Annotated in this window: 15 protein-coding genes; 8 read left to right on the forward strand and 7 right to left on the reverse strand. The window is 62.3% G+C overall.

The features are described from left to right. Positions 1-141: 141 nt before the first annotated feature. From BLQ55_RS01240 to BLQ55_RS01260, 5 genes are all read left to right on the forward strand, one after another. Entirely contained in the window at positions 142-801 is a 660-nt protein-coding gene (locus BLQ55_RS01240; RefSeq protein WP_092204099.1) for a FadR/GntR family transcriptional regulator, read from the forward strand. Continuing rightward, positions 791-2,119 carry a CynX/NimT family MFS transporter gene (locus tag BLQ55_RS01245; RefSeq protein WP_092251895.1) on the forward strand — a complete coding sequence of 443 codons (1,329 nt, stop codon included), beginning with the start codon at positions 791-793 and terminating at the stop codon, positions 2,117-2,119. The genes BLQ55_RS01240 and BLQ55_RS01245 overlap by 11 nt, the downstream gene beginning before the upstream one ends. Positions 2,120-2,206: 87 nt before the next feature. After that, positions 2,207-2,677, forward strand: a complete 471-nt coding sequence (locus BLQ55_RS01250; protein ID WP_092204097.1) for a nuclear transport factor 2 family protein — start codon at positions 2,207-2,209, stop codon at positions 2,675-2,677. 40 nt (positions 2,678-2,717) lie between these two features. Beyond that, the gene (locus tag BLQ55_RS01255; RefSeq protein WP_092204096.1) at positions 2,718-3,041 is read left to right on the forward strand and encodes a GIY-YIG nuclease family protein; all 324 of its coding nucleotides are present in this window, start codon (positions 2,718-2,720) and stop codon (positions 3,039-3,041) included. A 79-nt stretch (positions 3,042-3,120) separates the two neighbouring features. Continuing rightward, positions 3,121-4,056: a glutathione S-transferase family protein gene (locus tag BLQ55_RS01260; RefSeq protein ID WP_092204095.1), complete on the forward strand. Its 936-nt coding sequence runs from the start codon at positions 3,121-3,123 to the stop codon at positions 4,054-4,056. A gap of 121 nt (positions 4,057-4,177) precedes the next feature. On the opposite strand, the gene BLQ55_RS01265 is transcribed toward BLQ55_RS01260, so the two are convergent. Together BLQ55_RS01265 and yejK are read right to left on the reverse strand one after the other, a co-directional pair. Then, positions 4,178-4,534, reverse strand: coding sequence for a glutaredoxin family protein (locus BLQ55_RS01265; RefSeq protein WP_092204094.1), 357 nt, complete (start codon positions 4,532-4,534; stop codon positions 4,178-4,180). Beyond that, positions 4,534-5,538: a nucleoid-associated protein YejK gene (gene yejK, locus BLQ55_RS01270; protein WP_024777637.1), complete on the reverse strand. Its 1,005-nt coding sequence runs from the start codon at positions 5,536-5,538 to the stop codon at positions 4,534-4,536. Before yejK ends, BLQ55_RS01265 begins: the two co-directional genes overlap by 1 nt. Positions 5,539-5,933: 395 nt before the next feature. Between yejK and BLQ55_RS01275 the strand changes: the two genes are divergently transcribed. After that, on the forward strand, positions 5,934-6,215 hold the full coding sequence (locus BLQ55_RS01275; protein WP_007905514.1) for an HU family DNA-binding protein: 282 nt from the start codon (positions 5,934-5,936) through the stop codon (positions 6,213-6,215). A 190-nt stretch (positions 6,216-6,405) separates the two neighbouring features. On the opposite strand, the gene rlmF is transcribed toward BLQ55_RS01275, so the two are convergent. The 5 genes from rlmF to BLQ55_RS01300 form a co-directional block, all read right to left on the reverse strand. Next, a complete protein-coding gene (rlmF, locus tag BLQ55_RS01280; RefSeq protein WP_092204093.1) occupies positions 6,406-7,431 on the reverse strand; it encodes a 23S rRNA (adenine(1618)-N(6))-methyltransferase RlmF in 1,026 nt (341 codons plus the stop codon). A 252-nt stretch (positions 7,432-7,683) separates the two neighbouring features. Beyond that, positions 7,684-10,530, reverse strand: a complete 2,847-nt coding sequence (locus BLQ55_RS01285; RefSeq protein ID WP_092251897.1) for a valine--tRNA ligase — start codon at positions 10,528-10,530, stop codon at positions 7,684-7,686. A gap of 222 nt (positions 10,531-10,752) precedes the next feature. Beyond that, positions 10,753-11,118 (reverse strand): DNA polymerase III subunit chi, encoded by a 366-nt coding sequence (locus tag BLQ55_RS01290; RefSeq protein ID WP_092251899.1) that lies wholly within the window; start codon positions 11,116-11,118, stop codon positions 10,753-10,755. An 8-nt stretch (positions 11,119-11,126) separates the two neighbouring features. Further along, on the reverse strand, positions 11,127-11,555 hold the full coding sequence (locus tag BLQ55_RS01295) for a DNA polymerase III subunit chi (RefSeq protein ID WP_072408970.1): 429 nt from the start codon (positions 11,553-11,555) through the stop codon (positions 11,127-11,129). Between the two features lie 60 nt (positions 11,556-11,615). Then, positions 11,616-13,106 carry a leucyl aminopeptidase gene (locus tag BLQ55_RS01300; RefSeq protein WP_092251901.1) on the reverse strand — a complete coding sequence of 497 codons (1,491 nt, stop codon included), beginning with the start codon at positions 13,104-13,106 and terminating at the stop codon, positions 11,616-11,618. Between the two features lie 458 nt (positions 13,107-13,564). Between BLQ55_RS01300 and lptF the strand changes: the two genes are divergently transcribed. Both lptF and lptG read left to right on the forward strand, forming a co-directional pair. Then, a complete protein-coding gene (lptF, locus tag BLQ55_RS01305) occupies positions 13,565-14,686 on the forward strand; it encodes an LPS export ABC transporter permease LptF (RefSeq protein WP_092251903.1) in 1,122 nt (373 codons plus the stop codon). Further along, a complete protein-coding gene (lptG, locus tag BLQ55_RS01310) occupies positions 14,679-15,740 on the forward strand; it encodes an LPS export ABC transporter permease LptG (RefSeq protein WP_092205366.1) in 1,062 nt (353 codons plus the stop codon). Before lptF ends, lptG begins: the two co-directional genes overlap by 8 nt. Positions 15,741-15,861: the final 121 nt, after the last annotated feature.

Below are 15,861 nucleotides of genomic sequence, written 5' to 3' on the forward strand. Positions count from 1 at the left end.
AATTACCCTTAAAGGGTAATTTTGACTAATCGAAAATCTCGTTTCTTTACCTCCTGTTGACCCTAGGCGGTTGCCGTCCCACATGAAGCTGACTAACATGTCAGAAAATTCATCCTATGATTGGATGAAAGGGTGAGCTCCATGTCAGACATTTCTCCATTAATTAAGCGGTCCTTGGTCGATCAAGCCCTGGACCAACTGCGCCAGCGCATCAGTGATGGCGTGTGGGTCGTGGGCCAGCGTTTGCCCACCGAGCCCGAGTTGGTGGCCGAGCTGGGTATCAGCCGCAATACCGTGCGCGAAGCCATGCGCGTGCTGGCGTTTTCCGGGTTGATTGAGATCCGCCAGGGCGACGGCAGTTATGTACGGGCGACGGTGGACCCGCTCGATACCCTCAAGGTGCTGTCGCGCTGTTCGCTGGACCAGGCCCGGGAAACCCGGCATATCCTCGAAGTCGAGGCCATCGGCCTGGCCGCGCTGCGGCGTACCGAAGAAGACTTGCAGGCCTTGCGCAAGGCGCTCCAGGCCAGTGGCGAGCATTACCACGGCGACCTGGAGCACTACATCGCCTGCGACCTGGTGTTCCACCGCCTGCTGGTGGATGCCGCGCACAATCCAACGCTCAGCGAGCTTTATCGTTACTTTTCCAGCGTGATCGGCGCGCAGTTGCGCCAGAGCCTCAATATCGTCCCCCGCCATCAGCATGTGTTCGACCTGCATGTCGACATTCTCGAAGCGGTCGAACGCCAAGACCCGGAGCAGGCCAAGGCCCTGTGTCGGCAGTTGATCAATGAACCCTGAACCCGAGCTTTCCATGTCCCGCGATCTGCTTGACCCAGCCACCTCGACGGCGTGCAAACGCGCCGCCGAACTCGAAGAACTGTTGATCGACGCCGAAGCCGACGACGCCCAGGTCCAGCAGAGCCAGGCGTTGGTGCGCCGGCCTTGGCTCTTGCTGCTCGGGCTGATCCTGGTGGCGCTGAACCTGCGTCCGGCGTTGTCGAGCATGGCGCCGCTGCTCAGCGACGTGTCAAGAAGCCTTGGCCTGTCGGCTGCCCAGGCCGGTTTGCTGACCACGTTGCCAGTGCTTTGCCTGGGCCTGTTCGCCCCGCTGGCGCCAGTGCTGGCGCGGCGCTTCGGGGCCGAGCGCGTGGTGCTGGGGATCTTGCTGACACTGGCGGGTGGGATTGTCCTGCGCAGTGCGTTCGGTCAGGTTGGGCTGTTCGCCGGCAGTATCCTGGCCGGTGCGAGCATCGGCGTGATCGGCGTGCTGCTGCCGGGCATCGTCAAGCGCGACTTCGCCAGACAGGCCGGCGCCATGACGGGTGTGTACACCATGGCGCTATGCCTGGGCGCGGCGATGGCGGCCGGGGCGACAGTGCCGTTGAGCGAGCACCTTGGCCATAGCTGGGCCTCGGGCCTGGGGTTCTGGGTGGTCCCGGCGCTGCTGGCTGCGGTGTTCTGGTTGCCGCAAGTGGGCGAGAAACCCGGTGCCCATCAGGTGGCGTACCGGGTACGCGGCTTGCTGCGTGATCCCCTGGCCTGGCAAGTGACCTTGTACATGGGGCTGCAATCGTCACTGGCCTATATCGTCTTTGGCTGGCTGCCCTCGATCCTGATTGGACGTGGCCTGACCCCGACCGAGGCCGGGCTCGTGCTGTCCGGCTCGGTCATCGTGCAATTGATCAGCTCCCTCGCGGCGCCCTGGCTGGCAACGCGCGGCAAGGACCAGCGCCTGGCCATCGTGATCGTCATGGTCATGACCCTGAGCGGGCTGTTCGGTTGCCTCTACGCCCCCATCGATGGTTTGTGGGGCTGGGCGATATTGCTGGGCTTGGGGCAGGGCGCGACGTTCAGCCTGGCGCTCACGCTGATCGTGTTGCGTTCGCGGGATGCCCATGTGGCCGCCAACCTGTCCAGCATGGCCCAGGGCTTCGGTTATACGCTGGCATCGCTGGGGCCTTTCGCGGTGGGGGTGGTCCACGACTTGACCGGGGGCTGGAATGCCCTCGGCTGGATCTTCGGCCTGATTGGCCTGGGGGCGATCATCGCGGGCATCGGCGCAGGCCGGGCGCTGTACGTCGGGGTCGAGAGCGAAAGAGTCACCGACCTTCGTTGATATCATTTTCATGGCGAATGACGATAGTTTTCCCCGCGTTGGCAGATTATCGTGCAGGCCTACTGAAACGTTTTTCGGAGCCGGTCCATGAGTGATGCCCACAACGCCTTGATCACCCGTTTTTATCAGGCCTTCCAGCGCCTGGACGCCGACGCCATGAGCGCTTGCTACACCGACGACGTGTTGTTCAGCGATCCGGCGTTTGGCGAGCTGCGCGGACGCGATGCCGGTGACATGTGGCGCATGTTGACGACCCGGGCCAAGGACTTTTCCCTGACCTTCGATAACGTGCGCAGCGACGAGCGTACCGGCGGTGCCCACTGGGTGGCGACGTACCTGTTCAGCCAGACCGGCAACATCGTGATCAACGACATTCAGGCGCGCTTCGTGTTTCGCGATGGCAAGATCTGCGAGCACCATGACAGCTTCGATCTATGGCGCTGGTCCCGCCAGGCGCTGGGCGCCAAGGGCCTGCTGCTGGGGTGGACGCCGCTGGTGCGCAACGCTGTCAGGGCCCAGGCGCTGAAGGGGTTGCGGGCGTTCCAGGCCAGTCGCTGATAAGATCGCGGCTTGTCTTTGCCCACCTGTTGAACATCTTGTGACGACCGCCGACCTCTCTCCCGATCTGCCTGCGCAAGGTCCCTCCGAAGCGGACAAACCCTGGTTCGTCTACTTGGTACGGGCCGCCAATGGCTCGCTGTACTGCGGCATCAGTGATGACCCGGTGCGGCGCTTCGCCAAGCATCAAAGCGGCAAGGGCGCGCGCTTCTTCCTGTCCAGCCCGGCAGTGGCCCTGGTGTATACCGAGGCCTGTCGCGACAAGGGCGAGGCCCTGCGCCAGGAGCGACTGATCAAAAAGCTCAAGAAAAGCGCCAAGGAATGCCTGGTGGCCAGTGCGCTGTCGCTTCATCAGCCTGGCTGATAGGCCTTTATCAGGCTGGTAGGCTGGCCCGGTCAGTCGCGCTAAGCTGCAAGACTTCATTCCTGCAGTGGCGAGTCTCATGTCAGAGCTGATTCTTCATCATTACCCTACGTCTCCTTTCGCGGAAAAGGCCCGGCTGTTGCTGGGCTTCAAGGGCCTGTCATGGCGTTCGGCTAGCATTCCGCCAATGATGCCCAAGCCTGACCTGACGGCGCTGACGGGCGGCTATCGCAAGACGCCGGTATTGCAGATTGGCGCGGACATCTATTGCGATACGTCCCTGATCGCCCGTCGGCTGGAGCAGGAAAAAGCCTCGCCGGCCCTGTTCCCCGAAGGCCGGGAAATGCTGGCTGCGTCCTTTGCCGCCTGGGCCGACTCGGTGGTGTTCCAGCATGCGGTGAGCCTGGTGTTCCAGCCTGAATCGGTGGCGGTGCGTTTCGCCAAGCTATCGCCTGAAGCCATCAAGGCGTTCATCAGCGACCGCGCCGGGCTGTTCAGTGGCGGCACGACCACGCGCTTGCCTGCCGAGCAGGCCAAGCACCAGTGGCCAACGATCATGGCGCGCCTGGAGCAGCAGTTGCAGCGCGAAGAGGGCGATTTTCTGTTGGGGGAACCGTCGATTGCCGACTTCGCCATGGCCCATCCGCTGTGGTTCCTCAAGGGCACCCCCGTGACCTCGCCGCTGGTGGACGCGTATCCGGCCGTTTCGGCATGGTTGGCACGGGTGCTGGGTTTCGGCCATGGCGCGTCGAGCCAGATAAGTGCCGAAGAAGCCCTGGACGTTGCCCGCAACGCGACACCGGCAGCGCTGCCGGATGAGTCGTTCGAAGAGCCGAACGGGTTCACCGCAGGGCAGCAGGTGACCATCGCCGCGACGGACTATGGTGTTGATCCGGTGGTCGGGGAGTTATTGTTTGCTGGCAGCGAAGAATTGATTCTGCGTCGCGAAGATGAGCGTGGCGGGGTAGTGCATGTGCACTTTCCGCGGTTCGGGTTTCGGATCGAGGCTCGCTGAGCAACGAATGACCTGTGGGAGCGAGCTTGCTCGCGATGGCGGCGATACATCCAGCATTGATGCAAGCCGATCCATCGCCATCGCGAGCAAGCTCGCTCCCACAGGGGATTGGCGATGATGGCTAGATGGCAGACAACGCCTTGAGAATATTCTCCGGCTCGTACCCACGAATCAACGTGCCATTTACGTCGAGGATCGGAATTCCCCGGCCACCCAACGCCTCGTAGGCCTTGCGCGCCTCGGGGTCCTTCTCGATATCGAACTCGCGAAACGGCACGCCTTTCTCATCCAGGAACCGTCGGGTGGCTTTGCAGTAGCCGCACCAGTCGGTGGCATACAACACCACGCGGGCATTGTTGCGAATCTGTTCTGAAACCCTCTGCGACGGGTTGAACACCCGCTCGATCTTGCCCCAGTTCTGGTAAGCCACCACCACCAGCAAGACCAGCAGAACTTTCTTCAGTACGCCACCGAGCATCAATTGCGCCGCTTGAGCTGATCCGTCAGCGACGTCGGCAACCCCTTGATGATCAACGTTCCGGCTTCCTCGTCATACTCGATCTTGGAGCCCAGCAAATGCGCTTCGAAGCTGATGGACAAGCCTTCGGCCCGGCCGGTGAAGCGGCGGAACTGGTTGAGGGTGCGTTTATCCGCCGGGATTTCCGGCGACAACCCGTAGTCCTTGTTGCGGATGTGGTCGTAGAAGGCTTTCGGGCGATCTTCGTCGATCAACTCGGACAGTTCTTCCAGGCCCATGGGCTCGCCGAGCTTGGCCTGGCTGCTGGCGTAGTCCACCAGGGTCTTGGTTTTTTCCCGGGCATCGTCTTCCGGCAAGTCTTCGCTTTCGACGAAGTCACTGAAGGCCTTGAGCAGGGTGCGGGTCTCGCCGGGACCATCGACGCCTTCCTGGCAGCCGATGAAGTCGCGGAAGTACTCCGAGACCTTCTTGCCGTTCTTGCCCTTGATGAACGAGATGTACTGCCTGGACTGCTTGTTGTTCTGCCATTCCGAGACGTTGATCCGCGCCGCGAGGTGCAGCTGGCCCAGGTCCAGGTGGCGGGACGGGGTCACGTCCAATTCATCTGTCACCGCCACGCCTTCGCTGTGGTGCAGCAGGGCGATGGCCAGGTAGTCGGTCATGCCCTGCTGGTAATGGGCGAACAGCACGTGGCCGCCCACCGACAGGTTGGACTCTTCCATCAGTTTTTGCAGGTGTTCCACCGCCACTCGACTGAACGCGGTGAAATCCTTCCCGCCGTCCAGGTACTCCTTCAGCCAGCCGCTGAACGGATGCGCCCCGGACTCGGCATGGAAAAAACCCCAGGCCTTGCCTTGCTTGGCGTTATAGCTTTCGTTGAGGTCGGCGAGCATGTTCTCGATGGCCGTGGACTCTGCCAGTTCGGAGTCGCGGGCATGGAGCACGGCAGGGGTGCCGTCGGGTTTTTTGTCGATCAGGTGGACGATGCAATGACGGATCGGCATGGATTTCTCGGCTGATGAAAGAGAGGAGGGCGTGCTCCCCGAAAAAGGCCCAGTGTACCGCAATCACTGGTTTTGGAACCCGGCAAAGGTCCTTTCAGGCCCGTCCGACTGCCTATATGCATTTTTTTAACGTTTTAGTGCAAGAAAGCTGACCAAATGGGTAGCTAGAGGCGGATATTTCAGAGGCGTTGTGCTAGTTTTGCCCGGTCTTACGCGAAGTCACTGCGTTAAGCGTGCATTCAGCATCTGTCAGGTCGAACCAAACCCGGTTTTCGGCATCTATTACCCCGATCCGTCGTGGTGATTGCCGAGGGTGCCTGATCCAGAGAGATCGGGCTCGATGGCTGACACTGCACTCTGCAATCCATATGAATTTGATAGGGAAGGAACACTACATGGCTCTTACTAAAGACCAACTGATCGCTGACATCGCTGAAGCTATCGACGCGCCAAAAACCACCGCGCGTAACGCTTTGGACCAACTGGGCCAAATCGTTGCCGATCAGCTGGAAAACGGCGGCGAAATCACCCTGCCAGGTATCGGCAAGCTGAAAGTCACCGAGCGTCCTGCCCGTACCGGCCGTAACCCTTCGACTGGCGCTGCCATCGAAATCGCTGCCAAGAAAGTGATCAAGCTGGTTGTGGCCAAAGGCCTGACCGACGCGGTCAACAAGTAAGATCGCTGTAAAAAAACCGTGCCTCGGAGTGATCCGGGCACGGTTTTTTATTGCCTTGGGAAACCGCCCGTAGGAGCTGTCGAGCGGAGCGAGGCTGCGATCTTTCCCCTGGCTGTTAAATTTCAAGCGAAAGATCAAAAGATCGCAGCCTCGCTTCGCTCGGCAGCTCCTACGCTAGCGCAATGTCCTTCTAATCTTTGCGGACCCAGCGCATTTGGCGCCACGCCTGTTGCTGCGCCTCGGTCTGGAAGGTCCAGGCCACGAAGCGGCTCTGCTTCTGGCCCTGGGACATCTCCACCACGTGGCTGTGCAGCGCACCGGCTTTCTTCAACGCCGCCTGGATCGCCGGCAGGTTCGACGCCTTCGATACCAGGGTGCTGAACCACAACACTTGCCCGGCCACCTGGGCACTCTCGCCGACCAGTTGCGTCACGAACCGGGCTTCCCCACCCTCGCACCACAACTCCGCGGCCTGGCCGCCAAAATTCAGCACCGGCAGCTTGCGCTTCGGATCGGCCTTGCCCAGTGCCCGCCACTTGCGCTGGCTGCCCTTGGTGGCTTCTTCCAGGGAGGCGTGGAACGGCGGGTTGCACATCGTCAGGTCGAACCGTTCGCCATCCTCCAGCAGGCCCAGGAGGATCTGCTTGCGGTTGGCTTGCTGGCGCAACTGGATGGCCTTGCTCAAGCCGTTGGATTGGACGATGGCCTTGGCCGAGGCGATGGCGGTTGGGTCGATCTCCGAGCCAAGGAAGTGCCAGCGGTAGTCGCTGTAGCCGATCAATGGATAGACACAGTTGGCGCCAGTGCCGATGTCCAGCACCTTCACCGCCGCTCCCCGAGGGATTTCGCCGTCGTTATGACTGGCGAGCAGATCGGCGAGGAAGTGCACATAGTCCGCGCGACCAGGCACTGGGGGGCACAGGTAGTCGGCTGGAATGTCCCAATGGGCGATGCCATAGAAGGATTTGAGCAGCGCCCGGTTGAACACCCGCACCGCGTCGGGGCTGGCGAAGTCGATGCTCTCCTTGCCGTACGGATTGAGGATCACGAACCTGGCCAATTCAGGCGTGGACTTGATCAACGCCGGGAAGTCGTAGCGGCCCTGGTGGCGGTTGCGCGGGTGGAGGCTGGCCTTCTCCCGCGGCACCACAGGTTTGGCCTCGATGGCGGGCTTGGGCTTCTGGCGGACAGGTTTTGGGGCGCGAGGGGCTGTCATGGGCGGGTCGATTCGGGGTGGCTCAAAAAGTGGCGGGTATTGTCCCACATCCAGCCTGGTCTTGATGACTGCACAGTTCAAATGTGGGAGCGAGCTCGCTCGCGATGGCGGCGACACATCCGGCATTGATGCAAGCTGACCCTCCGCTATCGCGAGCAAGCTCTCCCACAGAGGGGCTCAGCATGAGTAGGAAAGTGCCAGGCAGAAAAAAAGGAGGCCGCCAGGGCCTCCTTCTTCAGTGACGAACCGCCGTTACAGGCTGGAGATCCGCCCATGCTGCTCGGCCAGCTTGCCCAGGGCCTGCTCGGCCTCGGCCAGTTTGGCCCGTTCCTTCTCGATGACTTCGGCCGGAGCCTTGTCAACGAAACCGGCGTTGGACAGCTTGCCGCCGACCCGCTGCACTTCACCCTTCAGACGCAGGATTTCCTTGTCCAGGCGCGCCAGTTCGGCGGCCTTGTCGATCAGGCCGGCCATCGGCACCAGCACTTCCATCTCGCCGACCAGGGCGGTGGCGGACAGTGGCGCTTCTTCGCCGGCGGCCAGCACCGTCACCGACTCGAGCTTCGCCAGCTTCTTGAGCAGCGCCTCGTTTTCGTTGAGGCGGCGCAGGTCTTCGGCGCTGGCATTCTTCAGGAACAGGGTCAGCGGCTTGCCCGGGCCGATGTTCATTTCGGCGCGGATGTTACGCAGGCCCAGCATGAAGGTCTTGAGCCATTCGATGTCGTCCTCGGCTGCCGGATCGATGCGGGTCTCGTTGGCCACCGGCCACGGTTGCAGCATGATCGTCTTGCCCTGGATGCCCGCCAGCGGTGCGATGCGCTGCCAGATTTCCTCGGTGATGAACGGCATGAACGGATGCGCCAGGCGAAGGGCCACTTCCAGCACGCGAACCAGGGTGCGACGGGTGCCGCGCTGGCGCTCGACCGGTGCGTTTTCGTCCCACAGCACCGGCTTGGACAGCTCCAGGTACCAGTCGCAGTACTGGTTCCAGATGAACTCGTACAAGGCTTGTGCGGCCAGGTCGAAACGGAACTGGTCCAGTTGGCGGGTCACTTCGGCTTCGGTGCGTTGCAACTGGGAAATGATCCAGCGATCGGCCAGGGTCAGCTCGTAGGCTTCGCCGTTCTGGCCGCAGTCTTCGCCTTTGTCCAGCACGTAGCGCGCGGCGTTCCAGATCTTGTTGCAGAAGTTGCGATAGCCTTCGACGCGACCCATGTCGAACTTGATGTCGCGACCGGTGGACGCCAGCGAGCAGAAAGTGAAACGCAGGGCATCGGTGCCGTAGCTGGCGATGCCCTCGGCGAATTCTTCGCGGGTGGCCTTCTCGATCTTCTTCGCCAGTTTCGGCTGCATCAGGCCGGAGGTGCGTTTCTGCACCAGGGTTTCCAGGTCGATGCCGTCGATGATGTCCAGCGGGTCCAGGACGTTGCCCTTGGACTTGGACATCTTCTGGCCCTGGCCATCGCGCACCAGGCCGTGGACGTAGACCGTCTTGAACGGCACTTGAGGAGTGCCGTCCTCGTTCTTCACCAGGTGCATGGTCAGCATGATCATCCGGGCGACCCAGAAGAAAATGATGTCGAAGCCGGTGACCAGCACGTCGGTGGAGTGGAATTTCTTCAGGAACTCGGTCTGCTGCGGCCAGCCCAGGGTCGAGAAGGTCCACAGGCCCGAGCTGAACCAGGTGTCGAGGACGTCGTTGTCCTGCGTCAGGGCGATGTCCGGACCGAGGTTGTGCTTGGCGCGGACTTCGGCTTCATCACGGCCGACATAGACCTTGCCCGATTCGTCGTACCAGGCCGGGATGCGATGGCCCCACCACAGCTGACGGCTGATGCACCAATCCTGGATGTCGCGCATCCACGAGAAGTACATGTTTTCGTATTGCTTGGGTACGAACTGGATGCGGCCGTCTTCCACGGCGGCAATCGCCGGCTCGGCCAGCGGTTTGGTGGACACGTACCACTGGTCGGTCAGCCACGGTTCGATGATGGTGCCGGAGCGGTCGCCTTTCGGGACTTTCAGGGCGTGATCGTCGACGCTGACCAGCAGGCCGGCGGCCTCGAACGCCGCGACGATCCGCTTGCGCGCTTCGAAGCGGTCCAGGCCGGCGTATTCGGCCGGCAACGCACCGTCGACGCTTTCGTTCAGCGTGCCGTCGAGGTTGAACACCTGGGCCGCGGGCAACACGTTGGCGTTCTTGTCGAAGATGTTCAGCAGCGGCAGGTTGTGGCGCTTGCCGACTTCGTAGTCGTTGAAATCGTGGGCCGGGGTGATTTTCACACAGCCGGTGCCGAATTCAGGGTCGCAGTAATCGTCGCCGATGATCGGGATGCGCCGGCCAACCAGGGGCAGCTCGACGAACTTGCCGATCAGGGCCTGGTAGCGCTCGTCGTTCGGGTTTACCGCCACGGCGGCGTCACCGAGCATGGTTTCCGGACGCGTGGTGGCGACGATCAGGTAATCCTTGCCTTCGGCGGTCTTGGCGCCATCGGCCAGGGGGTACTTGAGGTTCCACAGGAAACCTTTCTCGTCGTGGTTCTCCACTTCGAGGTCGGAAATGGCCGTGTGCAACTTGGTGTCCCAGTTGACCAGGCGCTTGCCGCGATAGATCAGCCCGTCTTCATGCAGGCGCACGAAGGCTTCCTTCACCGCTTCCGAAAGACCGTCGTCCATGGTGAAGCGCTCGCGGCTCCAGTCCACGGACGAGCCGAGGCGACGGATCTGGCGGCTGATGTTGCCACCGGACTCGTCTTTCCATTCCCAGACTTTCTCGAGGAATTTCTCGCGGCCCAGGTCGTGGCGATTCTGGCCTTGGGCTTCGAGGCGGCGTTCCACCAGCATCTGCGTGGCGATACCGGCATGGTCGGTGCCCGGCTGCCACAAGGTGTTGCGACCTTGCATGCGACGGAAACGGATCAGGGCGTCCATGATCGCGTTGTTGAAGCCGTGGCCCATGTGCAGGCTGCCGGTGACGTTCGGCGGCGGGATCATGATGGTGTAGGAATCGCCCGCGCCTTGCGGAGCGAAATAATTCTCGGACTCCCAGGTGTTGTACCAGGAAGTTTCAATGGCGTGCGGCTGGTAGGTCTTATCCATGCGCGGCGGGACCCTATTGGCATTTATTCAGGAAAAGCCGGGAAGTATAGCGGGCGGGGCTGGTGCAAGCCACAGGCGCAGAAAGTGTGAGCAGTGCCGAATCCTGTGGGAGCCGAGCTTGCTCGCGATAGCGGCGGCACATCCGACAATGATGCAGGCTGACCCGCCGCCATCGCGAGCAAGCTCGGCTCCCACAAGGTGTCCACTGTGAGGCAGGAAAACCTACTCGTAGTGGCTGAGCAACCGCTCCATCCGCGCATCCAGCCGGCGCTTGATCTCGGTTTCGATGTGCGGGGCGAAGTCATCGATGACGTCTTGCATGATCAACTGCGCCGCAGCGCGCAATTCGCGGTCCAGGTGCAGCAGGGCGTCGGGGCCCTTGGCTTCGGCCTTGGCGGCAGGCTCGGGTTCGGGCTGGCCGTTGATCGGATCGAACAGCAAGGGAATCTGCTCGTCATGCACCGGCTCGGGCACGACCGTGTCGGTCAACAGCGGTGGTTGCAGGTTGTCGTCGCCGAGCAGTTGGCGGATCGACTCGAGGTCATCCAGCAGGTGCGCGGACTTTTGTGGCGATTTTGGAGTGTCCATCGTAGGGCTCAGAGTCGCTGTAAACGGTGGTCTTGCAGAGGATAGCCCTGTTCGCGGTAGAAACGGAAACTCTCCCGCGCGGCTTGTCGGATGGCCGGGTCTTCCACCACCACTTCCGCCACGCGGGCGAAGCGCTGGGCAAAGGCCGGTACTTTCAGGTCGAGGTTGACCAACAGGTCCTGGTGCTGGCCGCAGTCATCTCCCAGCCCCAGCACGATCAGCCCCTCGGGTTCGCTTTCGGCCGGGCCGTGGGGCACGAAACTCTCGCCCTTGAAAGCCCATAGGCGTGCATCCAGGTCGTCGCGCTGGGCGGCATCGCTGCAATGCAGGTAGATGCGGTGCCCCATCCGCCAGGCCTTTTCGACGAGCTTGCAGGCGAAATCCAGCCGCGCCGACGGATCGGCGCTGGGCAGGATATAGAAATCGACTTTGGTCATTGCGGTTCCTGAGCCGCCGCTGGCGCCACCCGAGGGCGACGCCAACGACGGTCATTGGTGTCAGGCTTTGGCGCGGTCCAGCAGGTACTGGGTCAGCAGGGGCACTGGGCGACCGGTGGCGCCTTTGTCCTTGCCGCCGCTGGTCCAGGCCGTGCCGGCGATGTCCAGGTGCGCCCAGTTCAGGTTCTTGGTGAAACGCGACAGGAAGCAGGCCGCGGTGATGGTCCCGGCTTTCGGGCCGCCGATGTTGGCGATGTCGGCGAACGGGCTGTCCAGTTGTTCCTGGTACTCGTCGAACAAGGGCAACTGCCAGGCGCGGTCGTCGGCTTGCTGGCCGGCGCTGAGCAATTGGCCGATCAGTTCGTCGTTGTTGCCCAGCAGGCCCGAAGTGTGGGCACCGAGGGCGACGACGCAGGCGCCGGTCAGGGTGGCGATGTCGATCACCGCCTGCGGCTTGAAGCGCTCGGAGTAGGTGAGGGCGTCACACAGCACCAGGCGGCCTTCGGCGTCGGTGTTGAGGATTTCCACGGTCTGGCCGCTCATGGTGGTGACGATGTCGCCCGGACGCGAGGCCGTGCCGCTGGGCATGTTCTCGGCGCAGGCCAGGATGCACACCAGGTTGATCGGCAGTTGCAGTTCGAGCACGGCGCGCAGGGTGCCGAACACACTCGCGGCACCGCCCATGTCGTACTTCATTTCATCCATGCCGGCGCCTGGCTTGAGGCTGATGCCGCCGGTGTCGAAGGTGATGCCCTTGCCGACCAGCGCGTAAGGCTTCTCGGACTTCTTGCCGCCGTTGTATTGCATGACGATCAGGCGTGGCGGCTGGGCGCTGCCCTGGCCGACGGCATAGAACGAACCCATGCCCAGGTCCTTGATCTTCTTCTCGTCGAAGACTTCGACCTTCAGGCCCTTGAACTCCTTGCCCAGTGCCTTGGCCTGTTCGCCGAGGAACGTCGGGTGGCAGATGTTCGGCGGCAGGTTGCCCAGGTCGCGGGTGAAGGCCATGCCGTTGGCAATCGCGGTGGCGTGGGTCACGGCGCGCTGGACTTCAGCCTGGGCGGCCTTGATGGTCAGCAGGGTGATTTTCTCCAGGGCGCGAGGGTCGGCTTTCTGGCTCTTGAACTGGTCGAACTGGTATTCGCCGTCCACCAGGGTTTCCGCCAGCAGACGGTTCTTGCCGTAGCTGTCGCGCCCCTTGACCACCAACTCGTCCAACGCCAGGACGGCATCGGTGCCGCCCAGGCCCTTGAGGGTGCCCAGCGCGCCGGCGATGATTTTACGGAACGGACGGTCGCCCAGTTCGGCGTCCTTGCCCACGCCCACCAGCAGCACCCGATCGGCCTTGAGGTTGGGCAGGCTGTGCAGCAACAGGCTCTGGCCGACCTTGCCGGCCAGGTCGCCGCGCTTGAGCACGGCGCTGATGGCACCGCCGCTCAGGCTGTCGAGCTGGGTGGCGACGACGCCGAGCTTGCGGTTTTCACCGACGGCAACCACCAGCGTGGCGGTTTTCAACGTTTCTGGGCTGACGCTTTTTACAACCAGTTCCATGTCCGGATCCCTGAGTGAATGGTCAAGAGGCCAGGCGCCGACACAATGGCGCGCTGAGCGAGCTTCTTCTATATAAAAGAAGCGCCGGTGCTTGCCGGCGACAAAGGCCGCAGTTTGAACCCCGGCGCCCGAGCCTGACAACCCTCGGCGGCGCTAACTTTTGGCTTTAAGCAGCGGTTTAAAGCGTGCGAAGTGACAGGCGCCTCCAATCACAGGATAATGCGGCTCTTTTTTCGGCGGTTCGCGTTGGCGGGCCGGCTCGATACGTTTGCTTGTTTGGCCGCCTTAAGGGTTTGTATGAAAAGTCGCCGAGCGGCGATCAGGCACGGCGAAAACAGGCGAGGAAGCGGAGTTGACTGGCTGTCAATGAGCATTCCGAGCCTGTTTTCAACGCTGCATGATCGTCGCGCAGGCAATTTTCATACAAAACCCAGCCTGACAACCCTGGAGTGTCTGGTGTGATCGTCTTTCGTTATCTATCCCGCGAAGTCCTGCTGACCCTGAGCGCCGTGAGCGCCGTGCTGCTGGTCATCATCATGAGCGGACGCTTCATCAAATACCTTGCCCAGGCGGCCTCCGGCGCCCTGGATCCGGGCTCCCTGTTCCTGATCATGGGGTTCCGCCTGCCGGGCTTCCTGCAATTGATCCTGCCGCTGGGGTTGTTCCTCGGCATTTTGCTGGCCTATGGGCGCCTGTACCTGGACAGTGAAATGACCGTGCTGTCGGCCACCGGCATGAGCCAGCAGCGGCTGTTTCGCATGACCCTGTTCCCGGCCACATTGGTGGCGCTGGTGGTGGCCTGGCTGAGCCTGAGCCTGTCGCCCCAGGGCGCCAACCAATTCCAGCTGCTGATCAACCAGCAGGACGCCATGACCGAATTCGACACCCTGGTGCCAGGGCGTTTCCAGGCCCTGCGCGATGGCACCCGGGTGACCTACACCGAACAGCTCTCGGATGACCGGATCGACCTGGGCGGCGTCTTCATTACGCAAAAGAACCTGTCTTCGGACGCCAAGAAGGACCGTGGCATTTCCGTGCTGGTGGCCGAGAAGGGCCGGCAGGAGATCAACCCCGACGGCAACCGCTACCTGATCCTGCACAATGGTTATCGCTACGATGGCAAGCCGGGGCAGGCCGACTACCGGGCCATCAAGTACGACACCTATGGCGTGCTGTTGCCCAAGCCCGAGGTCAGCGACGAAGTCACCGATCGCGATGCGATGCCGACCGCCAGCCTGCTGGGCAACCAGGACATTCGTGCCCGCACCGAGCTGCAATGGCGCCTGTCGTTGCCGCTGCTGGTATTCATCGTGACCCTCATGGCGGTCCCGCTGTCGCGGGTCAACCCGCGCCAGGGCCGTTTCCTCAAGTTGCTGCCGGCGATTCTCCTGTATATGGCTTACCTGACCATCCTGATTTCCGCCCGCGGCGCCCTGGAGAAGGGCAAGATCCCGCCGGCGCTGGGCTTGTGGTGGGTGCATGGCATCTTCCTGGCCATCGGCCTGGGGCTGCTCTATTGGGAACCGCTGCGCCTGAAACTGGCCAGTCGTCGCAGCGCGCTGGAGGTGGCCCGTGGTTAAACTCGACCGCTACATCGGCAGCAGCGTGTTCATGGCGATTCTCGCGGTGCTGGGGATCATCCTTGGCCTGGCGACCCTGTTTGCCTTCATCGATGAAATGAGCGACGTCAGCGACACCTATACCCTCACGGACGTGGCGAGCTACGTGCTGCTGACCGCGCCTCGTCGCCTGTACGACATGCTGCCGATGGCGGCGCTGATCGGCTGCCTGATCGGCCTGGGCAGCCTGGCCAGCAACAGCGAGCTGACCATCATGCGCGCCGCAGGCGTGTCCATTGGTCGGATCGTCTGGGCGGTGATGAAGCCGATGCTGGTGCTGATGCTGGTGGGTGTGTTGATCGGCGAATACATTGCCCCGGCCACCGAGAACACCGCCCAGGCGAACCGTTCCCTGGCCCAGGGCGGCGGTGATGCGCAAAGCGCCAAGCACGGCCTGTGGCACCGCCAGGGCGACGAGTTCATCCACATCAACTCGGTCCAGCCCAATGGCATCCTCTATGGCGTGACCCGCTATCGTTTCGACGACCAGCGGCACATGCTGTCATCGAGCTTCGCCAAGCGGGCGAATTTCGCCGAGGACCACTGGCAACTGAGTGATGTCACCACCACCCTGTTCCATGACAAGCGCACCGAAGTGGTCTCCGCCCCGCAAGAGCGTTGGGACGTGTCGATCAGTCCGCAGTTGCTCAGCACCGTGGTGATGGCGCCGGAATCGCTGTCGATTACCGGTTTGTGGGGCTATATCCACTACCTGGCGGACCAGGGCCTGAACAATGGCCGCTACTGGCTGGCTTTTTGGGTCAAGGTGTTGCAACCGCTGGTCACCGCCGCCCTGGTGTTGATGGCGATTTCCTTCATTTTCGGCCCGCTGCGCTCGGTGACCCTCGGTCAACGAGTGTTCACCGGCGTGCTGGTGGGCTTCACCTTCCGTATCGCCCAGGATCTGCTGGGGCCGTCGAGCCTGGTGTTCGGTTTCTCGCCACTGTTCGCGGTGCTGGTGCCGGCCGGTGTCTGCGCGTTGGCCGGGGTCTGGCTGCTGCGTCGGGCGGGTTGACCGCAGGCGTAGCGAGGGGGCTGTGGGGGCTGGGCTGTGTGGGAGCAAAGCTTGCTCGCGATACGGGCGATGCGGTCTTTCGGAAATCGAGGTGGCTGTTTCGCGAGCAAGCTTTGCTCCC

It is taken from the genome of Pseudomonas sp. NFACC13-1 (assembly GCF_900104425.1).
Classification (GTDB): domain Bacteria; phylum Pseudomonadota; class Gammaproteobacteria; order Pseudomonadales; family Pseudomonadaceae; genus Aquipseudomonas; species Aquipseudomonas fluorescens_AA.